Source organism: Cyanobacterium sp. uoEpiScrs1 (assembly GCF_947331815.1).
Taxonomy (GTDB): domain Bacteria; phylum Cyanobacteriota; class Cyanobacteriia; order Cyanobacteriales; family Microcystaceae; genus Rippkaea.
In genome coordinates this window covers 647,162-670,066 of record NZ_OX373462.1, presented here as the reverse complement: position 1 = coordinate 670,066, position 22,905 = coordinate 647,162, and the positions used below count along the sequence as shown (strand labels likewise).

Below are 22,905 nucleotides of genomic sequence, written 5' to 3'. Positions count from 1 at the left end.
TTCTTCACTATCAAAACTGCGATAAAAATCGCATATCATTGTTATAAAAACGGCGAATGTCATCAATCTGATGTAACACCATGGCAAATCTTTCAATTCCTAAACCTGCAGCAAATCCCGTATAAACTTCTGGATCGTAACCTACAGCTTTGAGGACATTAGGATCAACCATACCACACCCCATTACTTCTAACCATTTACCTTGCCACTGTATATCTACCTCTGCTGAAGGCTCTGTAAAAGGAAAATAACTAGCACGGAATTTGACAGGTAATTCCTTTCCAAACATCTGCTTTAAAAATTCTTTGATAGTACCTTTCAAATTAGTAAAAGTTAATCCTTTGTCTACAGTTAAAATCTCTACTTGGTGAAACACAGCCGAATGAGTTGCATCCACCGTATCCCTACGATAAACGCGTCCAGGAGCTACAATACGGACAGGAGGCTCATGAGCTTCCATGTAATGAATTTGTACAGGAGAGGTATGGGTTCGTAACAAATGACCATCAGTTAAAAAGAAAGTATCCTGCATATCCCGTGCAGGATGATTAGGGGGAATATTTAACGCCTCAAAATTATAATAATCCGTTTCTAGATGGGTCCCGGTAGCTACACTATATCCTAACCCAACAAAAATATCTAATACCCGATCAATAGTACTATTAAGGGGATGAAGACGACCTAGGGGACGATTTACTCCAGGCATAGTTACATCAAGGGTTTCTGCAATAAGTTGTGCTTTAATTTGAGCAGTTTGCAATATTTGACGTTGTTGATCAAGATTAATTTGTAAAGCTTCTTTCACTTCATTAGCCAAGGACCCAACATGGGGACGTTCCTCCCTGTTTAACTTACCCATCCCCCGCAAAATTCTGGAAAGTTGTCCCTTTTTTCCTAAATAGCTAATGCGAAGTTGTTCGAGTATTTCCAAATCTGTGATGGACTTGATCTCCTGTTGTGCTTTCTCTTTTAAATTTTTTAATTCTAATTCTAGGGCGTTGGAAATTGTAGTCATGGAAATAAAGTCAGAAGTTAACAGTTAAAATTTATCTGAGAAATGTTTTGACATCTACATCTTAGTGTATCGAAGTTTTGGCTTTATCCTTGTTTCAGTTTCACTTAAATCATTATCACACTGAAACTTAGTGGAGGATTATAGTTGAGATAAATGATTCAATTGTCGTGTTGTAACACTACCTATTAAGGTTAAAACATAGGTAAAAGCCATAACCTTGTTGTACTCAAGTTTTACTTTTTGCCCCTCTTTTCTACCTTTCAAGTTTGATCATGGAATCTTTAAAACTACTTATCTGTAATGATGATGGTATTTTCTCTCAGGGTATTCGCACATTAGCCAATACTCTATCCCTGGCCGGACATGATGTAACGGTAGTTTGTCCTGACCGCGAACGCTCAGCAACTGGTCATGGATTAACCCTTCACCGCCCAATTCGTGCCGAGGTAGTGGAAAACCTTTTTCATCCCCAGGTAGTTGCCTGGTCTTGTTCAGGAACTCCCTCAGACTGCGTTAAATTTGCCCTCAGTGCCGTGTTTAAGAGCCTTCCTGATGTAGTCATTTCAGGCATTAATCATGGCTCCAATTTAGGCACTGATGTGTTGTATTCAGGGACAGTCTCAGCTGCTATGGAGGGAGTAATTGAAGGAATTCCTAGTATTGCTATAAGTTTAGCTAGTTTTTCTTCAAAAGAATTTCAACCGGGAGCTAATTTTGCGTGTACATTAGTTCAACAATTAGTTAGTAACCCATTACCCAAGGCAACTCTTTTAAACGTGAACATTCCTCCAGTTTCTCAAGACGTGATTGCCGGTGTAATGATCACTCGTCAAGGATTACGCCGCTACGTGGAGCAATTTGAACAACGTCTCGACCCTAGAGGAAAAAGCTACTATTGGCTAGCTGGGGAGTTAGTTACTGAAATTGAACAACCAGAACATCTCCATCTTCCGTCAGATATTCCAACAGACGTCCAAGGTATTCAACACAACTACATTACCATTACTCCGTTACAGTACAATTTAACAGATGTTGAGGGATTTAAATATCTTTATCAAACTGGCTGGTTAGATACTTATCTAAGTTAATTTTTGTCAATAACTAATGACATTGTGTGATATTCTAATCAACTATCACAGTCCTATTCAAGAGCATGCCCTCGTTCCAATTTAGTCCAGAAAGCGAGCCAGAAGAAATTGATAGTGTTACCCTAACCGATAACGAGGGTCGCACTTTAGAATGCTATGTAGAAAACGCTCTAGAGGCAGAAGATGGAACTTATATCCTTCTGATGCCTGTCGACATTCCCGTTGTTATTTTGTACTGGGATGAGCAGTTAGAGGAAGAAGAAGACACTAATGTTATTCTTTTAGAAGACAAAGCAGAAATTAAGGATATTTTTCCTGACGCTAGAGCCGTTTTAGCTGAATTAGATTTAGTTTTAAGTTTTACAGCTTTTACTTTAACGGTTAAAGGAGAATTACCTCCCATCGAAGATGACGGCATTTTGAACCTTGATTTAGATATTGAGGAACAACCCCTAGACTCAGAAGAATTACAGTTTCTAGCTGATTTTTATCATAAAAATCAAAAGTATTCTGTCTATACTCCTCTTGCTCCTTTGTTATTTTTGGCTAAATATGACTTACTTGGAGAAATATCTTTAGTCTCTCCTGACGATCAGCGAATGCAGCCTATTTTGGAGGATTTATTGTTTGAAGATACAGAATAATGAATATTATAAAAGTTAATCTTTAATAATTTAATCAACAACCATATGAAAGACTGGGACTTTAGTCTACCTCCATCTTCGGACTTGGGAGATCATGATGTTCCTTTAGTGGGAAATAATCTTCTTGGGCAGAATATTGCTTTATTAATTACTGGTGGAATAGCTGCTATGAAAACTCCTTTGATTGCACGTGCTCTACGTCGGGAAGGGGCTAATGTTCGGGCTTTTGTCTCCAAGGAAGCGACTCGATATGTTACATTGAATGCTCTGGAGTGGAGCACTGATAATCCTGTCGTTACTCAATTAACATCAGTGGCTGAACATTTAAGTGACCGTGCTCCTTTTACTGCCTATATTGTGGCTCCTGCTACCTATAATACTATTAATAAAATGCGTTACGGCATTGCGGATGGGGTAATTACCTCTACCTTGGCATCTGCTTTAGGACGAATGGAACAAGGAAAAACTAAAATTATGATCGTTCCTACTATGCACGGTAGCTTACATAATTCTATTTTAATAGAATCCTTAAAATTCTTGCATAATAGGGGAGTAAAAATTATGCCGCCTAGACAAGAGTATGGAAAAAATAATATTCCCCATGAATTAAATATTGCAATGGAAGTTTGCCGTCTAATTAGTAAATCTCCTTTAAGGAATATACCCATTTTAGTAACAGGTGGACCAACACCAGTTCCTATTGACAATATTCGTCGTTTAACTAATCATTTTACAGGGCAGTTAGGGTCTACAATTGCTAAAGAATTATACGTAAAAGGAGCAGATGTAACTTTAATTCACGGAGAAAGTTCTTATACTCCGCCGGATTATTTATCCTGTCAACTTATCAAAACTTACCAAGATTATTTAGAATTAGTAATAAAAAAATTAACAAAAAACAACTATGCTTTTGGGATTTTTTCAGCGGCAGTTGCTGACTATCAACCAGAGAAAACTATTCCTGGTAAAATTTCTAGTAGAGGAAAACTAAAAACTATTAAACTAATTCCGACCATCAAAGTTATTGAAGAGGTTAGACAAAAATTTCCTAACCTTTATATGGTGACATTTAAATACCAAGAACAAGTTAGTTATAAGGCTTTAATAGAAATTGCTAATGCTAGAATAAAACAAGGGTATCAGGTAGTAGTTGCTAATCGAAGAGAGGAAATGGAGGATCAAGAGAGACACATTGCTTATTTAGTTACTAAAAATGAGTTACCTCAAAAGATGATAGGAAAAAAAGAAATAGCTATAAAAATTGTTGAGCATTTGGAGAGTATCTATAAGTCAATGTAGAAAGTATTGTATAAACTTCTAAAAATTAACTAATTAAAACAGACTAGCCTCTCTTAATTAAGAAGAATATTTTTAACATTATATTGATTTTAGTTCAACTAACTAAGAATTGTGGACAAATCACAAAAAACTATCAGGTTATTGTGATAATTAAAATAATTGGTTAGATGTTATCGATTACAGAGTATTTATTTTGCCATTAGTATTGGAAATATTAAGCGTAAAATTGTCAATTAAAAATCAAAGTTAATATCTACTATCGGTAATCTTTACTTAATCTTTAAAAAGAAGTAGAGGTTGATCGGATTTAATAGCAATGAAAAGTGATATACAATAGGGATGAAGACTATTAAGAATAAACTGATAACTTTAGATTGATATTTATTTTTATATAAAATGAATATCAATCTAAAGTTATCAAAATCTAAAAATATATACTACACATTTATAATCTGATTGTCTTTTAAACGTAAAATCATTGAAATGAAGTATATAAATGATAAGATTTTATTATAGGTATTATTAAGTGTAAAAATTTAGCTATCAAACTATAAATAAAAAACAACTATAGTGTTAGTTGTTTTACAAGCAAATGATTTACAAATAACATTTATTGTCGCTATATTTTTACACAAAAGATGACGACAATAAATGTAAAGTATTTTAATCTTTGCTATTCTTTACTAAAATTGGTTTTGATTTTTTAAAAAGGAAATAAGATGTGTTGCAAAAACAACTTAATTTATTATTAGAAATGATTTTTAAACAAGAACATTAATTAATTTTTGCTGTTTGATGAGAACTCAGTAGCCTTTAGGCAGAATATTTTTGATGATGCCTAATAAAGCTAAACCAAGAAAATCTCTATTGCAAGCGCGGTTGTTCAGTAGATTATCTAGCCTAAGCCATAAGTATCAAACAAATAGGCAGCCGAGCGTCTCTAAAATAAAAGCTCAATACAATAAATTAGGAATGATCCCCATTCTATAGATTGTCTTTACTCTATTATCCTTTAATTCCGCTTCCTACATCGGTCGGAATAATGTATCGTTGTAAAAATACGAATAATAATAGAGCTGGAGCAATAGATATGATTGAACCAGCTGCAATTAGTCTCCAATCGAGATCTAAAGCACTAGCTAACTTAGCAACGCCTAGGGGAAGAGTATAATGTTCGGGCCGATCAAGAATAATTAATGGCCACAAAAAGTCGCTCCAAGACCCAATAAAGACAAAGATAGCCAGAGTAATTAAAGCAGGACGTACCGAGGGGATCATAACATGCCATAAAATATCCAATTCTGAACAACCATCAATACGGGCCGCTTCTTCCAATTCTTTAGGAACTCCTTGGAATGCTTGACGTAATAGAAAAATCCCAAATGCTGATGCTAAATTGGGTACAATAATTCCTAGATAAGTGTTGCGGAGTCCTAATTGTACTGCCAGAATATACAAAGGAATCATAACAATCTGGAAAGGAATCATAATTGTGGCTACAATAACCGCAAATAAAATATTTCGTCCTTGAAAATGTAATCTAGCGAGTGGATAGGCAGCCAGAGAGCAAAATAATAGATTTAAGCTGACGGTTGAAATTGCAACTACGGTACTATTAAATAAATAACGTCCAAAAGGGTAAGTTTGCCAGACGGACGTAAAATTATCCCAAGTAGGGTTTTGGGGAAAAATTTTCCAGGAAACAGTAAAAATATCTTCTGTAGGAGACTTGAAGGCAGTACTTAATAGCCAGAATAAAGGAAAGAGCATTCCTATGGCAATCAGAGCTAAAAATAGGTAATAAATGCTAGTTTTATTTAGAGATTTAAAATTTACCATTAATAGAAAATCAACAGGTTAAAGTATATGTTGGCCTTCTTTATAGATTAGTATCAGGCTTTATGAGCAACATTTTAGCTAAAAAAGTACATTAAAACTTATATTCATCGTTAGTTATTGAATTCTGATATGGTAACTCCAAAATTAATAAATAAACTAAAACATTTAGATCTATCATTACAATTGAAATACTATGTCTTTGCTTTCTCTTATAAAGACTTTACTTGTTTATAAGAATATTTCCCTAAATAAGGATTATTAATATTATCCATGGTTGTCCCATTATTCTTAAATACTAATAAACTAAAAACTCGTTTAAAAGAATTTCCTTCTGAGCCAGGAATATATCTAATGCGTAATGGAGAGGGAGATATCCTTTATATTGGAAAGTCAAAAAAACTGCAGTCACGGGTTCGTTCATATTTCCAGCAATCCCAACACCACAGTCCTCGCATTGCTTTGATGCTTCAACAAGTGACTGATATTGAATTTATTGTCACCGACACAGAGGCTGAAGCATTAGCTTTAGAAGCAAATCTTATCAAACAACATCAACCCTATTTTAATGTTCTGCTTAAAGACGATAAGAAATATCCTTATGTTTGCATTACTTGGTCAGAAGAATATCCCCGTATTTTTATTACCCGTAAACGACGATTAAACAAAGAACGTGATCGCTATTATGGTCCTTATGTAGACGCTCATTTATTACGACACACTTTACGGTCAATTAAACAGGTTTTTCCCCTACGTCAGCGCCTCACACCTCTCTTTAAAGATCGTCCTTGTCTTAACTATGAGCTTGGTAGATGTCCTGGGGTTTGTCAAGGATTAATTTCTACTGAAGATTACAGTAAAATTGTAGAAAAAATAGCGATGATTTTTCAAGGTAGGACAGGAGAATTGATAACGACTCTTAAATGCCAAATGGACGAAGCAGCAATTAAATTAAACTTTGAAAAAGCTGCTATGATCCGAGATCAACTTAAAGCAATCAATACGTTAACAGTAGATCAAAAAGTTTCATTACCTGATAATACTATCTCACGAGATGCCATTGCTTTAGCCAAAGATACTAAACATTGTTGTATTCAATTATTCCAAATTCGTGCTGGTCGTTTAGTGGGGCGGTTGATTTTTTTTACAGATACTAATGTAGGGGATTCTGGCGCAATTTTACAACGAGTTCTTGAAGAACATTACTGGCAGGCAGATGGGATAGAAATTCCCACCGAAATCATTGTTCAATATGAGTTACCGGAAATGGAGATTTTTGCAAAATGGTTAAGTGAACGTAAGGGAAGAAAAGTATCTATCACTGTTCCTCAACGGCGATTAAAAGCCCAATTAATTGATATGGTAGAACGAAATGCAAACTATGAGTTAGAAAGAACTCAACGAAAAGTAGAACAAAATATAACAGCAATGAAAGACCTAACACAAATGTTAGGTTTGCCAGAGTTACCACGACGTATTGAGGGGTATGATATTTCTCATATTCAAGGAACAAATACGGTTGCTTCGCAAGTAGTTTTTATTGACGGAATACCTGCTAAACAGCATTATCGACATTTTAAAATCAAAAATCCTACGGTAACAATTGGCCATCCTGATGATTTTGCTAGTATGGCTGAAGTTATTAGTCGCCGTTTTCGTGATTATCAAGTTAATAATGAAGAGCGTCCCGACTTAATTATGATTGATGGGGGAAAAGGTCAACTTTCAGCAGTTGTAGCTGTGTTAGAAGAATTAAACTTGATGGAAGAGTTCAAAGTAGTAAGTTTAGCTAAACGAAAAGAAGAAATTTTTCTTCCTAGGGAGTCCCACCCCTTAAGAACTAAAGTAGAACAACCTGGGGTTCTTTTATTGAGACAAATACGGGATGAAGCTCACCGTTTTGCTGTTAGTTTTCATCGTCAACAAAGAATTCAACAAAGTCGGCAATCAAGGTTAGATGAAATTGCAGAGTTAGGATTTGAACGTCAAAAACATCTATTGGCCTATTTTGGTTCTATTAATTATATTAGGGAAGCTTCCATGGAAGACTTACAACAAGTACCCGGTATTGGAAAAGCTCTAGCCCAGAAAATTTATACTTATTTTCATTCTCATTAACTTTATTTTTATCAAGATATATTATGTGAAACAAATTTTTTAAAAGTCATTTATTTTTTGTAAAAACTATTAAACTAAAGTTCTACGTAATCACTACAATAACTCAGCATTATTTTCAATTAGTTACTGTGGTCGACGATCAAATCAAAACAAAAATGATTATCATGCCAAAATAAAACCAAAGCTATAATTTTAATATAATTAAGTGTGAGTAGTGACATGATTAAAGTAGTTCAGTTTATTAGTCCAAGGTTTAGGATTTTCCGTTCCCAATGGTCTTGTCCTATTTTGTTAGTCTTGATGAGTTTTATGCCCTGTTTAGGTTTTCAATGGTTGGGACATTATCCATTAAAAGCACAATATATTCCAGCAGTAATTTCTAGAAGTATTTGGCGATATGCCTCATTTCCAGTGGAAAACTTTCAAACATATACCTCTGGGTATGGTTACCGTACATCTCCACTTACCGGAGAAACGCAATTTCATCAAGGGTTAGATATGGCTGCTCCTTTAGGAAGTTATGTACGAAATTGGTGGATAGGCCGAGTAATAAGTTTATCCGATCATACTGCCTGTGGAACAATGATTAAAATTCAATCAGGACAATGGCAACATATTTACTGTCATTTGATGGGATCAGTAGAAGATACTCCTCAAGGACGTTATTTTATAGATCAAGGTGGAGGAATTATTATTTGGCAGGGTCAAGAAATTCCAGGAGGGGCAAGGATTGGACGTATTGGGATGACTGGACAAACCACTGGTTCACACTTACATTGGGGATTAAAACATGGAGATCAATATATTGATCCTGAGTTGGTAATTAAGGAGATGTTTCGTTATCAAGTATCTTCTTAAAGTTTACAGTAATATTTAGGGTTAATCTGTAATCATACACTGACATACTACTGATAAAAATATACTTAAAACTGCTGTTGTTTAAATTAAAATCAGTTTCTGAATATATGTTTGAAACAGGTTTTCATTTTCTATGATTTTTTATAAAAGTAGTTTATTATTTTTTGTTTTAGATTATTTTTAATGTCTTGATATTTTTATATAATTAATTTTGTTACTATTGTAAATAGTTTACTTATGGTTTTTGTCTTTATTTATAAAAAATTAAACATTAACTAAATTATATATTGTTTTTTAAAAAACATACTCATAGCTTTCGTTAATTATAAAATCATCAATATAAAATAGTAACTAAGGCTGTATTTATATCTGATATGTATTTATTATTTCTTTGATAGTTTATAGTGCTTTTGAATTTATTTAATTAATGAAGGTACTAGCCTACGGTTAGAGAAATTTGAATAATAGTTTGAATATAAATTTAAATATCAATAATATTTTTCCTAAGTGAGTTTAATTTACAATTTATATCTTATAGCATTTATTATCATAGGATATAAATTAAGATACATTTAAAACTTCATAACACCTAATTCTAATCTTAGATAATTCCACCATAACGGGCTGTAGATTTCCCTTTTTGCCATGCCCATACTTGATCGCCTAGAGAAAAATGCCACCATTCTCGGGGATGACGACAAAAGCTAGCTTTAGTCATAATTTTATTTAAAATTTCTCGTCTTTGATGATAGGTCCTTTCTATTTTAGAATGATTGTTAATGTAATAATTAGGATGTGATCGCATTGAAAGTTCATCAATCTCCCCTCCCATATTGAGAGAATTTCCTTGATTATCGACTAGAGTGATATCAATGGCAGCTCCTGTGCTATGGGGAGGAGGGGTTTCACTATTATTACTAGGGATTGCCCAAATTTGGTATACTTTTTCCCAAATGGTTTGTTGTTGTTGAGGGCTTAAATTTTCTAGACTTAATTTTTGTTCTTTAATAACTAAATCAAAAGTATAATCAACCATAAATTGTTGTACTTCTATGGGTCTATAAGCATCAAAAATTTTTATTTTCCATCCTGGATATTCTTGATGTAAATAAGTTTGAGCATTTAATAAAGCATCCAGAACCCCTTGGCGTAAATGATAGGGAGATTTTCCTTGATAAATTGCTCCTAGTTTTGCGTAGGGGTGAGGTGATTCTATAGCAAATTCTTTGAGGGGAATTAGAACTAAAGGCTCTCCACAATCTTGGATAGAAATACTATGATACGGCTTTGTATTCACAAGTTTACTTTTGGTAAGAGATAAGCCAAATAAAGTAAAGAGAGCTTATGAAAGCAGTCCATAACTTTACTTTTTAATCTAATTAATTAAATACTATCGCATTAGAACTAAAATCGGCTGTTTCTTACATCGCCAAGTCGACAATGACTCACTTACAGTTCAATATAATCTTTAACTGTAAGTGAGTCATTGGTATCATTAAACAACTTTTTTGCAAGTGATATAAAATATCTTGTCTAAGACTACTGACTTTGTCTTTAACAACCTATAGTTAGTTATAATTAACATAAATCTGACAGTTAACAGCTATTTGTTAATATTCTATTTATGTTAATCACTAAGATAGTCGGCGATTATCAACTCTATCTTTTATGATTAATAACAGATTTACAATCACTGGTTATTATCTATGGATAATATTTGGAATAAGTTGACCTTCTCATGTTTTTCCCCATATCGATGGCTTAGTGGTAGTTATTTATATCGCACTGTTGGTTTATTGAGTCAATGGCAACAGGGAAGTTTTCTGTTAAGATGGGGAGATACTCTCGGCGCATTACTGATTAGTATTGTTTTTATTTTTGGACCGTTTATCTCTACTGGATTAATTGGAGTTTGGTTGACAGCTCTAGCCGTATATTGGGGAATATTAACCGTTTCTGATCAGAAAAACCCAGGAATTACTCCTATTCACTTCATGGTGGCGTTGTATTGGATAATGGCTGCTATTGCAGTGGCATTTTCTCCAGTTAAAACAGCTGCATTGTCGGGGTTAATTAAATTAAGTTTATACCTCTTATTTTTCTTAATATGTGCACGAATTTTAAGAGCACCTCGCTTTACTAACTGGTTGATTACTGTTATTTTGCTAATTGGCTTAGTAGTCAGTTCCTATGGAGTGAGACAAAACTTTTTTGGAGTTGAACAGCTAGCTACCTGGAATGATCCGGCTTCTGAATTAGCCCAAGCAACTCGCGTTTATAGTTATTTAGGTAATCCTAATTTACTTTGTGCTTATTTATTTCCAGCAATCGCTTTAAGTATTGGAGCGATTTTTATTTGGCGAGGTTGGTTACCAAAAACTCTAGCTGTTACCATGGTTTTAACTAATTCTACCTGTCTGTACTTTACAGGCAGTAGGGGTGGATGGATTGGGATGATAGCCTTGTTAGTTGTCTTTATGTCATTACTTATTCTTTGGTTTTGGGGACTTTTGTCTAATTTTTGGCGTAAATGGCTATTAACTCTGGTTTTAGGAGGGTTTACAGGGCTCGCTATAGTTTCGGTAATGATGGTAGAACCTTTACGATTACGAGTCATGAGTATTTTTGCTGGACGTGAAGATAGCAGTAATAATTTTCGGATGAACGTTTGGATAGCAGTAATAAACATAATTCGAGACTATCCTTTAACGGGTATTGGTCCAGGAAATGGGACTTTTAATCTTGTTTATCCTCATTACATGAGTCCTAAATATAGCGCTTTGAGTGCTTATTCTATTTTTCTAGAAACAGCAGTGGAAACGGGATTGATTGGCTTGGGAATTCTTTTTTGGTTGATTATAGTTACCCTTAATCAAGGGGTTCAACAAATACAACGGTTACGTTTAGAACATAATAGTCAGGGACTTTGGTTGATAGCGGCGATCTCAGCCATCGCTGGCATTTTAACTCAAGGATTAGTCGATACAGTCTGGTATCGTCCTCAAGTTAATACTTTGTGGTGGTTTATTGTTGCTTTGATTGCCAGTCAGTATCAATTCCAAACAAGAGAACAAGAAATAAAATAATTTCGTCTAGATTATTTTATTTTATCTGTTTAGTAAACACTTATTTATAGAAAATATTTTATGATTTAACAAGTTTTCTAAATCTTACAGATACTGATTAACAAAGCAGTTTACAGATCTCTGACCTAGTAACGTAATTATTGTTTGGACAATATTAAGAATAGGAGTATACGTTTTAACGTTTATATTATTTATCAGAAGAAGAAAAATTAACCTAAGTCAGCAAAGCATTCTAGGCTACTATTTACATTTTTATTTTATAATCGTACTGTGTAAATAATTAATAAAATATTAATAAAAATATTTAGCAAAAACTTACATAGCTAAATATTGAAGTTAAGTGTAGTAGTTGAACTATTACCCCATATCCTTCAAAGAGTTGATGACTTTTATAACTGGAGGGGTTTGAATAAAGTTTAAGATTAGTGAATATATTGCTTAATGTGCGTCGAGCAACTTTTTTGATATTCTAATTATTAATAGGAAACCTCTCTACTTATTTATAAACTATCTCATTCCAGATACAATTTTATAGTTTCTACAATCAACTTTTTTATCTATATTTTTAGGCAGATTCCTCCTAGAGATCAACCCAACAGATACTAGTTTAACTGGCAAATAAACTATTTTACAAACTGGGAAAAGAGCAAATTTTAAATCAATAGCAAATGCTGTCATTTATTTGAAATTATTAATAGTTTTATGATGCTAAGTTTATTACTTGATCTTTAAATATTTTTTTAAATTTTATTTCATAATAATAAAGCCCGTAATAAAAAATGACATTAATTAGAGTTTTTACTACTAACTTTGTTAACATACTTTTGTGTCTGTTTATTGTTATTATTTTATCTATACTACCTGTTAACAAAGTGCTGTTCCTCTATATATAACTACTTAGACTAAGCAACTTAATTCAAACTGTCTAGAAGTTTTGTCGTAAAACGATAGCTTTATATCTTAATATAAAGCTATCGTTTTAGTGGGATAATAGCTTTCCAAGGACAATAAATTATAGACAGCTCTTAAAGAGAGGTTCAATGAGAGCAACAGCTCAGACAAGACGATAGATAGAGAATAGGGGATAGAGCAGTGAGTATAAACATTTCTGGAATCAGGAAATACGGAAGGTTTTCCATTTCTCGAAAACCGTGGGGCTTACGAGTATATCTATAAAATGACAATTATTTTACGGCACGTAGAAATGTTAAACTCTACAATTAAGTAAAGAAGGGGTGGAATTACGGAATAACACATGAACCCAACCAACGACATTCTTATTATTGGCGGTGGCATCATTGGCCTATCCATCGCTGTGGATCTTAAACTGAAAGGCGCGTCTGTCACCCTCCTCAACCGAAATTTTTCCCCAACGGCAAGCCGAGCGGCTGCAGGAATGTTGGCCCCCAATGCAGAAGCCATAACTCCAGGACCCTTTTTAGACTTATGTATTAAATCTCGCTGGCTGTATCCTGAATGGGTTCGCAAGATTCAAGATCTTACTGGACTCGATTTAGGATATAATCCTTCCGGTATCATAGCTCCTGTTTATGATCTTCCCTCCAAAGATTTGCTAAATACTGCTACTGCCCAATGGTTGGACAAAACTGCTATCCGTCTTCATCAACCAGGTTTAGGAGATGATGTCGTCGGAGGGTGGTGGCATTTTGAAGATGGTCAAGTAGACAATTGCATAGTGATGGAAGCTCTTAGCAAAGCAGCCCGGCAGTTAGGTATTAATGTCCGTAATGGAGTGACTGTTCAAACAATTCAACAAAAACAAGACAAAGTAACTAGTGTTTTAACGTCTGAGGGAGAAATTAAAGCAGAAACTTATGTGCTAGCTAGTGGAGCTTGGGCTGGTCAAATTCTTCCTTTACCTGTGCGCCCAGTTAAAGGACAGATGTTGTCTGTTACTATGCCTTCCCGACAACTTGAAGAAACCTTTCCTTTACAACGGGTGTTATATGGTCCAGCTACTTACCTCGTTCCTCGACGTAATGGTCGTTTAATTATTGGTGCAACTTCCGAAGAGGTGGGTTTGACTCCCCACAATACCCCTCAAGGTATCAAGACCTTACTAACTAGGGCAATCCGACTTTATCCTGAATTAGCTAATTGGCCAATTGAAGAATTTTGGTGGGGTTATCGTCCGGTAACGCCAGATAAATTGCCAATTTTAGGACAAAGCTATTGCAATAATCTTATATTAGCAACAGGGCATTGTCGTAATGGTATTTTATTAGCCCCTATAACTGCCTCCTTAATTAGTAATTTAATTATTAACCAGAAGTCTGATCCTATCCTCGATTCTTTTCGAAGTGAGCGCTTCTACAGTAGAGCTACTCCTACAACTATGAGTATGACAACTTTTAATCCAGTTTCCCTCAACGGAGCTAAGAGTTCATCATCGTATCGCGAACTTTCTTCTCCTGCCAATGATAATCTAATAATTGCCGGGCATAAATTTCACTCACGTTTAATGACAGGAACGGGGAAATATCCTAACATTGCGAGTATGCAGAATAGTGTGGCTGCTAGTGGTTGCCAAATTGTAACTGTTGCCGTTAGACGAGTGCAAACTAAAGCTCCTGGACATGAAGGATTAGCAGAAGCCTTAGATTGGAGCAAAATTTGGATGTTACCTAATACTGCAGGCTGTAAAACAGCTGAGGAAGCTATTCGAGTAGCTAGGTTAGGACGAGAAATGACAAAATTATTGGGACAAGAAGACAATAACTTTGTCAAACTAGAAGTCATTCCAGATACTAAATATTTGCTACCTGATCCTATCGGTACTCTACAAGCAGCTGAAACATTAGTCAGAGAAGGGTTTGTAGTACTTCCCTATATTAACGCAGATCCACTATTAGCAAAACGTCTTGAGGACGTAGGATGTGCTACGGTTATGCCTTTAGGTTCCCCTATTGGCTCAGGTCAGGGGATTCGCAACGAAGCCAACATCACTATTATTGTCCAAGAAGCAAAAGTTCCCGTTATAATCGATGCTGGAATCGGAACACCCAGTGAGGCAGCAAAAGCAATGGAATTGGGAGCTGATGCGGTGTTAATTAATAGTGCTATCTCCTTGGCTAAAAATCCTGTGGGGATGGCAAAAGCAATGGGTATGGCAATTGAGTCTGGACGTTTAGCTTATTTGGGAGGACGTATTCCTGTTAAAGAGTATGCTAGCGCTAGTTCTCCCTTAACGGGAACTATCAACACCCAAAAGCCCTCTCTAACTAGATGATACTCCTCTCGACGAGTGGTACAGGAATATAGCACGAACTACTATTAATATGTTATCGTTTCATGAGTCTTTATCTATGCAGAATAGATTATGTTAATGATAACGTGAGTGGTATGAGTTATCAAAAATTAATGCTTACCTGAAATAATAATTGCCAATTCAACCTAAATCCAGAGAGATTATTTCAGGTAGGTAAGTATGGAAAATAAATCGAATAAAAAAGTAAAAATAATAATTTTAAATACTTATATGTTTGAGTCTTTAATTAAAAACTAATTATTAAGTAGTCATTAACTATTTTAATTAAAAAATATTCAAAAAACGCTTACAGGATTAAATTTTATCAAGCAGTTCAAGCAACTATATAATTGATTATTTTATCCACCCCAACAAAAAGAGTTAATAAGTGTACACATGGTATAAATGTCTAGAAATCTAAATAAATTAGTCGGATATTAATTGGAGTTGACATCAATTTAATAGTTATTTTTTTAACTTATTAAAGTATCTAAAGTATCTAGCTAATTCAAAGATTAATTATAATTAACTTTCATAATTAATCTCTGTACTTACGTTATCAACAATAAAATAAGTTTTTTGAGTAAAATGATAAAAACAATAATCATTTTACTGATTATAGTCAGGAAGAAATATTTTGATAAATTATTCTATTTAAAATATAGTTTATCTCTTATGTTCTGGATTTAACTAAACAGGCACAAGCTATATTATACGATTAAAAAATAATTTTATATGTTTACTAATATCACTAGTATATAGATTTTAAAATAATTATAATAATAAATGAGAGATTCGTGGACAATAACTAATAATAAAAATTGTAACTAGCTGCAATCAATTAAACACTATCTATTTTTGTATTGTTTAATTATTCTTTTCTATATTCATTTATTTTAACCTGAATAAAACTACGTTTTCTCTCATAAATTTTAATAAAAATAGTTATCGTGATAACAACCAAAAATATCAGTATAATAGTTGAATAAAATGGCAAATTATTTTTAAAAACTGCTAGTAAAATAATTATGAACAATAATACAGTTGGGGCCTCATTGAAAGCGCGAAACTGTTGATTTGTCCATTGACATTCTTTTTTCTCCAACTGTTTCATAATCCAGCCACAAAAAAAATGATAGGCTAAAAGCAGAGCAACAAAAACTAACTTAATGTGTAACCATCTTAGTTTTAAGATTTCAGGTTTCGTAGAAATCAAACCGATAGCCGTGGTCACTGTCATTACCATTCCTGGTATGGTGATGATCTTATAAAGACGTTTCTCCATAATTTCGTATTGAGTTCTAAGAATAGTTTGGGCAGGTTCAGATTGTTGAGAAGCTTCTGTATGGTAGACAAACAAACGTACTAAATAAAATAATCCTGCAAACCAAACTACAATACCGATAAGGTGCAAAGCCTTGAACCAAAAATACATCATAATACTTGTTGAGAATAATATGGATTAAAATTGATCATCAATTGTGAGTGTATCGAGTTCTCTGATAGTTTTCTAAAAATACTCAACAAAAATTTATCGAAGATCTGAAATAGCTGTTGGGATAAGAAGATAGGTTATCTAATATTTCAGAAACAAAATCAGTTTCTGATACCAGATTCACTTTTGCCAGTAAAAAATAAATCATAGCCCATTCCCTATTAAATAGACTCATGCAGGTGAACTGTATTTGGTTGACGTTAGACAGACTACCTATAGTTACTTAGGATAATCTTGAACTAGCTATAATCTAGAGGGACAATTGAGGAGAAAGACGGAACATAAATGCAGATCAAAGAGAGTGTGTCATCAGTCGAAAGGGTTAACCAATTCAACCTTAGTCAGGCTATCATGGTCAGTCAACAGTATTTACTTTCTTTACAATATCCTGACGGATATTGGTGGGGAGAACTTGAGTCAAATATTACTTTAACGGCTGAAACTGTTCTACTTCATAAAATATGGGGAACTGACACAACTCGTCCCCTCCATAAAGTGGAAACTTATCTTCGTCGTCAACAAAATGAACAAGGAGGATGGGAACTTTTTTATGGTGATGGTGGAGAACTCAGTACTTCTGTTGAGGCTTATATGGCCTTGCGTCTGTTAGGAGTTTCTCAAGAGGATCCTGCATTAATTCGAGCTAGGGACTTTATCCTCAGCAAGGGAGGTATTAGTCAAACCAGGATTTTTACCAAGTTTCATTTAGCTTTAATTGGCTGTTATGATTGGAGAGGAATTCCCTCTATCCCGCCTTGGATTATATTACTTCCCAACAATTTTTTTTTCAATATTTATGAGATGTCTAGTTGGGCTAGAGAAAGTACAGTTCCTTTACTAATTGTTTTTGATAAAAAGCCTGTTTTTCAAATTAATTCAGATTTTACTCTAAATGAATTATATGCTGAAGGAATTGCAAATGTAAAATATACCTTGCCTAGTAATGGAAATTGGTTAGACATTTTTTTAAAATTAGATAAAGTCTTTAAGTGGAGTAATAAAAATAATTTAGTTCCTTTTCATAAAAAAAGTATTCAATCCTCAGAAAAATGGATTTTAGATCATCAACAAGAAAGCGGAGATTGGGGAGGTATTATGCCCCCAATGGTCAACTCATTAATTGCTTTTCGGGTACTCGATTATGATATAGCCGATCCCTGTGTTCAAAAAGGATTTGAAGCCATTGATCGTTTTTCCATTGAAGAAGAAGAAACTTATCGTGTCCAAGCTTGTGTGTCTCCTGTTTGGGATACGGGATGGGCGTTAAGAGCTTTAGTTGAATCAGGACTAAAACCGGATCATCAAGCTTTAGTGAAAGGAGGTGAATGGTTACTTAATCAGCAAGTTCTTGATTATGGAGATTGGTCCATTAAAAATACCCAGGGAAAACCAGGGGGCTGGTCCTTTGAATTTACTAACCGTTTTTATCCCGATCTCGATGATTCCGGGGTAATAGTTATGGCTTTACATGGCGTTAAATTGCCCGATGAAAAGCGCAAACAAGCTGCTATTAATCGTTGTGTAGAATGGATGGCAACTATGCAATGTAAACCTGGAGGGTGGGCAGCTTTTGATGTAGACAATGATAAAAATTGGATCAATGAAATTCCCTATGGAGATTTAAAAGCCATGATCGATCCAAATACGGCTGACATCACTGCTAGGGTGTTAGAAATGTTGGGGTCTTGTGGTTTGGAAATCGATGGTGATCGCGTTCAAAAAGCTTTGGCATATTTAAACAAGGAACAAGAAGTAGATGGTAGCTGGTTTGGACGATGGGGCGTCAATTATATTTATGGAACCAGTGGAGTATTATCTGCCTTAGCAGCCATCGCTGCGGAGACCCATAAACCTCAGATGGAAAAAGCCGTTAACTGGCTAGTCGGTTGTCAGAATAATGATGGAGGATGGGGTGAAACTTGTTGGAGTTATAATGACTCTTCTCTCAAAGGAGTAGGGGGAAGTACTGCTTCCCAGACTGCTTGGGCCTTAATTGGATTATTAGATACAGGGAAAGCGTTAGGGAACTTTGCCACAGATGCTATAAAACGAGGCATCAACTACTTACTAACTAACCAAACGGCTGAGGGAACCTGGGAAGAAACTGAGTTTACCGGAACAGGGTTCCCCTGTCATTTCTATATCCGTTATCATCTTTATTGCCATTATTTTCCGTTGATGGCGTTAGGCCGTTATCATAATCTATATTCTAAAATGTAACACCTAATGAAGCAGCCAAATAAGGTGGTCAAGTTCCACCTTATCACCTTACCCCTGACAAGGGTGAAACACGACACTACCTCGTCCCCACGGCAATTTTATATTTTTTGTTAAAGTTCACCACAGTCAGCAATAATAACTTTTGCTATGGTTTGTCCCCCATTAGTTCCCACTCTTTCCATTTGTTCTACTATGTCATATCCTTTGGATACTTTTCCAAAAACGACATGTTTACCATCTAGCCAGTTACAGGGAACAGTACAAATAAAAAACTGAGAGCCATTAGTATCAGGTCCAGCATTAGCCATAGACAAAATTCCAGGTTCAGTATGTTTGAACTTAAAATTTTCATCTTTGAAGGATCTGCCATAAATAGATTTACCTCCTGTTCCATCACCTCGAGTAAAATCCCCCCCTTGACACATAAAATTAGGAATTATTCGATGAAAAATACTATTTTTGTACCCAAAACCGGCTTCTCCAGTGCACAATTGACGAAAATTCTCGACGGTTTCAGGGACAATATCAGCAAATAGTTCAAATTCTATACGGCCGGTTTTCTGTCCATCAATTTCAATATCAAAAAACACAGTTGGATTCGTCATAGTAAAAGTTCTGGTATTTAAGATTAAGAAGACAATCTGACAACAATGGATTCTACTTATTGAAATTCCTAGCAGTCAATGTCAATTATACCATATAAATATCTTTAAATAGATTGTTGATTGAAGATATTTAATACTTGAGTAGAGACTTTGAAAATAGTTAAAGGGAAAATTAATTACATGTGTCTTATAACTAATTTATCTTATAATCAGGTGAGTTATTTTTATAGAAAAAAGGGGTATGGAATTGTTTATTTAGATAATGAAGTCGAACTAAGATATTAAATTTAGGGATACGACCTCAAATACTGAGTATAAAGTTGTCGAGACACTTTAAGATAAAAATATCTCTATTTAACTTGATTGAATAAAATTATTAAAATAACTGATTTAATTATTGTACTTTTATTTGCTATAAGTTTCATCTACTTTTAACTATATTCTTGACAAACTATTGTTGGTCTATAAATAAAAATTTTTAAGATCTAGATTGATTTATAAAGATTTTAATCTAAGATTTAGATATTAAACATACTTTAGACATGTATTTTAACTATCTAAAAATAGAAAACCAACTTTTTTAAAAAATATTAATTAGCCAAAAGTATATAAATCAAAAAAAAATAGTTGCTTGTCAATAGTAATTGGAAAGCATAAAATGCTTGGTAGTTAAATAATACCTTTACTATCTCAACAGTGTGTTATTTATTCCGTAAAACTATTAAGACATCAAGTGTAATTACTAAATGTCAAAGTAATAGAATTAAACTAATAAGTTCATAGTTATAAACTATGAGACAGTTTTACGTAATTTTTAGTATATTGATATTTAAAGTTAATAAGAGCTAAGGGGTTAGGCGATAACTGGTATCTAAAATACTAATATTTTACGATTGCTATACTATATGCCAATATATGTCGAGAGCTAAAAATATATGTATTTTTCATGTATTTTTTTGTTATGATCGGGCAGCGAGCAGATTTATCGCTCTGATTTAAGCGAATCAAAGATAGGCTAATGACCATTCATCAATCCGATCACCTTTTACTTAAGGCAAGCCACCTATACAAAAATTTTGGGGGTCTACGTGCTGTTAATGATGCTCATATTGAAGTCCCAACTGGAAGCATTACGGGGTTGATTGGACCAAACGGTGCTGGTAAAACAACCTTATTTAACCTACTTTCTAACTTTATCCGTCTTGATCAGGGAGAAGTAATTTTTGATGGTTCTCCAATTCATCCGCTATCTCCCTATGAAATTGCCCTACAAGGATGTGTTCGCACTTTTCAAGTGGCAAGGGTTCTCTCCAGACTTACTGTTCTAGAAAATATGCTATTAGCAACCCAAAGACAAACAGGAGAAAATTTAATTCAAGTTTGGTTACAACAAAAACAAGTTAAGCACGAAGAAAGACAAAATAGGGAAAAAGCCCTATCAATTCTTGAATGGGTTGGACTAGCAGCAAAAGCTCATGACTATGCTGGTGCTTTATCTGGAGGCCAACGTAAATTGTTAGAGATTGCTCGCGCTGTAATGACTCACCCTAAACTCATTTTACTAGATGAACCAGCGGCAGGAGTTAATCCTAGCCTGATTGGACAAATTTGTGAGCATATTATCAATTGGAATCAACAAGGTATTTCTTTCTTGATTATTGAACATAATATGGATGTGATTATGTCACTGTGTAACCACATTTGGGTGTTAGCAGAAGGAACTAATCTTGCTGATGGCACTCCAGAAGAAATTCAGAATAATTCCTCAGTTCTTGAAGCTTATTTGGGAGGTTAAACCTCTACAGATTATATGGTTTGATACTCCTTTAGAAGGAGAGGAACTTTGTTTTTACTTTTAATATTTGCTACAGTCATAGACATTTATTCTGACTTATTTCTTATCTTTAGTCTAAAATTGAACTATTGTCATAAACTAAAACTATAGATATTGGAATTAGTGTATAGCTATTTTTAAAAAAGTATTAATCAGGAAACTATTAATGCTTTTTTAAACAACAAATAACTTTGTACTTCTGATATTTAAGAAATCGAAATTGTATTTTTATTTTTAACATTTGTTTGTTATAGTTACCCATTTGAATAAGATATTGTTTAAATATTTTACCTAAATTATAATAATACCCGCCTGCATATACTTTCATGGGTGAATTACTTTTATTAAGTATTATTATCCTTACATCATATATAATGATAGATTATTAGTTAGTACATTAAATAGGTATAGTCACTTTTTATTTCTATTATTTTGGGTTGATAGTAACTAACTGACTTCTATACACCTAGTTACTATCATGATAGTATATCTATCTCTTTAGTTTTTGTCATATTTTAGCTTTATATACTTTTGTTGTGTTTTTTACTTCTCTGTCTCTCAAGATATTGATAAATTTTTACACTTACTAGAGATAGACCTTATTTTGAAATATTACGAATTTTTTTGAGCCCGTATTTAAATAATTTTTTACTATTTTTTATATTTTTCATAGCTATCAGCTATCCAAATTCTTTTTTTCTAATCTTAGAAGAGACTAGTAGTTCTTCTCTTTTTTAAATAATTTATTTGTAATATTATCTTTTCATTATATGTGATGACATACAGTCAAATATAATAGCTATATTCTACAACTATAGAGACATTGAATGAGTAGTTTAGTAAAAATACTTTTACTAAACTACTTCTCTATTCCTTGGATTAAATTATTGATTGAAATAGAAAGCCACCCCATTGGTTATAATAGGGTGGATGAGGTCACTGGTTCCATCCGAGGAGGAAATCTAAAAACGTTAGGAGTAAATCTATAAGTCAGCTTCTCAAAACTACGACCCTAATAGCAGTGACACCCTAGACTAGGTACACACTTCGCAACCAAGCAAACAGAATTTGTAAATCCCAGTTTTTACTATGCTTGAGTTCTGTAGCGGCGAGATAATTAGGGACTATAATTTTTCTCCCACATGTTCACAATATCTCAGCTTTCGTTCTCTTTTCGCTTCACCTAATAGTATGAACTCAAAGGGTGATACCTAACATAGCATCTAATTTATCAGTCTTGTTGAGAGCATATAAAGCATCACAACCTCCAATATGTTTATTATTAATGAATATTTGAGGTAAACTACAGTTTCCATTAGCTCTTTTCGACATTTTATCTCTAGCTACTTTGTCACAATCAATTTTATATTCAGTGAAGTTAACTCCTTTCCAACACAGAAGAAACTTTGCACGAATACAAAAAGGACAAACTTGCCAAGTATAAATTTCAACATTAGCATTAATTTTTTGGGGACGACGGCCAAATAAAAAGTTAATTATTTCTAACATAGAACAAATTCTTAATTTTTAAAAACTCAT

Annotated in this window: 16 protein-coding genes; 10 read left to right on the top strand and 6 right to left on the bottom strand. The window is 33.9% G+C overall.

Features of this window, described 5'->3' with window-relative positions:
- Positions 1-10 precede the first annotated feature (10 nt).
- Positions 11-1,015, bottom strand: a complete 1,005-nt coding sequence (pheS, locus tag OXU93_RS02370) for a phenylalanine--tRNA ligase subunit alpha (protein ID WP_267384262.1) — start codon at positions 1,013-1,015, stop codon at positions 11-13.
- 272 nt (positions 1,016-1,287) lie between these two features.
- On the opposite strand from pheS, the gene surE reads away from it, so the two are divergent.
- From surE to coaBC, 3 genes are all read left to right on the top strand, one after another.
- The gene (surE, locus tag OXU93_RS02365; RefSeq protein WP_267384260.1) at positions 1,288-2,103 is read left to right on the top strand and encodes a 5'/3'-nucleotidase SurE; all 816 of its coding nucleotides are present in this window, start codon (positions 1,288-1,290) and stop codon (positions 2,101-2,103) included.
- Between the two features lie 65 nt (positions 2,104-2,168).
- Positions 2,169-2,747 carry a DUF3727 domain-containing protein gene (locus OXU93_RS02360; protein WP_267384258.1) on the top strand — a complete coding sequence of 193 codons (579 nt, stop codon included), beginning with the start codon at positions 2,169-2,171 and terminating at the stop codon, positions 2,745-2,747.
- Between the two features lie 45 nt (positions 2,748-2,792).
- Entirely contained in the window at positions 2,793-4,046 is a 1,254-nt protein-coding gene (coaBC, locus tag OXU93_RS02355; protein WP_267384256.1) for a bifunctional phosphopantothenoylcysteine decarboxylase/phosphopantothenate--cysteine ligase CoaBC, read from the top strand.
- A gap of 1,005 nt (positions 4,047-5,051) precedes the next feature.
- On the opposite strand, the gene OXU93_RS02350 is transcribed toward coaBC, so the two are convergent.
- Complete coding sequence (locus OXU93_RS02350; protein ID WP_267384254.1) at positions 5,052-5,885, bottom strand: carbohydrate ABC transporter permease; 834 nt, start codon at positions 5,883-5,885, stop codon at positions 5,052-5,054.
- A 270-nt stretch (positions 5,886-6,155) separates the two neighbouring features.
- Here OXU93_RS02350 and uvrC point away from each other — a divergent pair, with 270 nt between their 5' ends.
- Together uvrC and OXU93_RS02340 are read left to right on the top strand one after the other, a co-directional pair.
- Positions 6,156-8,000: an excinuclease ABC subunit UvrC gene (uvrC, locus tag OXU93_RS02345; protein WP_267384252.1), complete on the top strand. Its 1,845-nt coding sequence runs from the start codon at positions 6,156-6,158 to the stop codon at positions 7,998-8,000.
- 300 nt (positions 8,001-8,300) lie between these two features.
- The gene (locus tag OXU93_RS02340) at positions 8,301-8,858 is read left to right on the top strand and encodes a M23 family metallopeptidase (RefSeq protein ID WP_267384748.1); all 558 of its coding nucleotides are present in this window, start codon (positions 8,301-8,303) and stop codon (positions 8,856-8,858) included.
- A gap of 601 nt (positions 8,859-9,459) precedes the next feature.
- Here OXU93_RS02340 and OXU93_RS02335 read toward each other — a convergent pair.
- Positions 9,460-10,155: a M15 family metallopeptidase gene (locus OXU93_RS02335; RefSeq protein ID WP_267384250.1), complete on the bottom strand. Its 696-nt coding sequence runs from the start codon at positions 10,153-10,155 to the stop codon at positions 9,460-9,462.
- A 409-nt stretch (positions 10,156-10,564) separates the two neighbouring features.
- Between OXU93_RS02335 and OXU93_RS02330 the strand changes: the two genes are divergently transcribed.
- The gene (locus OXU93_RS02330) at positions 10,565-11,944 is read left to right on the top strand and encodes an IctB family putative bicarbonate transporter (protein WP_267384249.1); all 1,380 of its coding nucleotides are present in this window, start codon (positions 10,565-10,567) and stop codon (positions 11,942-11,944) included.
- A 1,255-nt stretch (positions 11,945-13,199) separates the two neighbouring features.
- Positions 13,200-15,194, top strand: coding sequence for a glycine oxidase ThiO (gene thiO, locus OXU93_RS08645; RefSeq protein ID WP_324127319.1), 1,995 nt, complete (start codon positions 13,200-13,202; stop codon positions 15,192-15,194).
- An 889-nt stretch (positions 15,195-16,083) separates the two neighbouring features.
- On the opposite strand, the gene hemJ is transcribed toward thiO, so the two are convergent.
- Positions 16,084-16,650 carry a protoporphyrinogen oxidase HemJ gene (gene hemJ / locus OXU93_RS02315; RefSeq protein ID WP_267384247.1) on the bottom strand — a complete coding sequence of 189 codons (567 nt, stop codon included), beginning with the start codon at positions 16,648-16,650 and terminating at the stop codon, positions 16,084-16,086.
- Between the two features lie 342 nt (positions 16,651-16,992).
- On the opposite strand from hemJ, the gene shc reads away from it, so the two are divergent.
- On the top strand, positions 16,993-18,927 hold the full coding sequence (gene shc, locus OXU93_RS02310; protein WP_267384246.1) for a squalene--hopene cyclase: 1,935 nt from the start codon (positions 16,993-16,995) through the stop codon (positions 18,925-18,927).
- Positions 18,928-19,037: 110 nt separating this feature from the next.
- On the opposite strand, the gene OXU93_RS02305 is transcribed toward shc, so the two are convergent.
- Complete coding sequence (locus OXU93_RS02305) at positions 19,038-19,532, bottom strand: peptidylprolyl isomerase (RefSeq protein ID WP_267384245.1); 495 nt, start codon at positions 19,530-19,532, stop codon at positions 19,038-19,040.
- A 1,018-nt stretch (positions 19,533-20,550) separates the two neighbouring features.
- Between OXU93_RS02305 and OXU93_RS02300 the strand changes: the two genes are divergently transcribed.
- The gene (locus OXU93_RS02300; protein ID WP_267384243.1) at positions 20,551-21,327 is read left to right on the top strand and encodes an ABC transporter ATP-binding protein; all 777 of its coding nucleotides are present in this window, start codon (positions 20,551-20,553) and stop codon (positions 21,325-21,327) included.
- Positions 21,328-22,193: 866 nt separating this feature from the next.
- On the top strand, positions 22,194-22,355 hold the full coding sequence (locus OXU93_RS02295; protein ID WP_267384241.1) for a hypothetical protein: 162 nt from the start codon (positions 22,194-22,196) through the stop codon (positions 22,353-22,355).
- Positions 22,356-22,563: 208 nt separating this feature from the next.
- Here the strand turns inward: OXU93_RS02295 and grxC are convergent, their stop codons facing one another.
- On the bottom strand, positions 22,564-22,875 hold the full coding sequence (grxC, locus tag OXU93_RS02290; protein WP_267384239.1) for a glutaredoxin 3: 312 nt from the start codon (positions 22,873-22,875) through the stop codon (positions 22,564-22,566).
- Between the last annotated feature and the right edge of the window lie 30 nt (positions 22,876-22,905).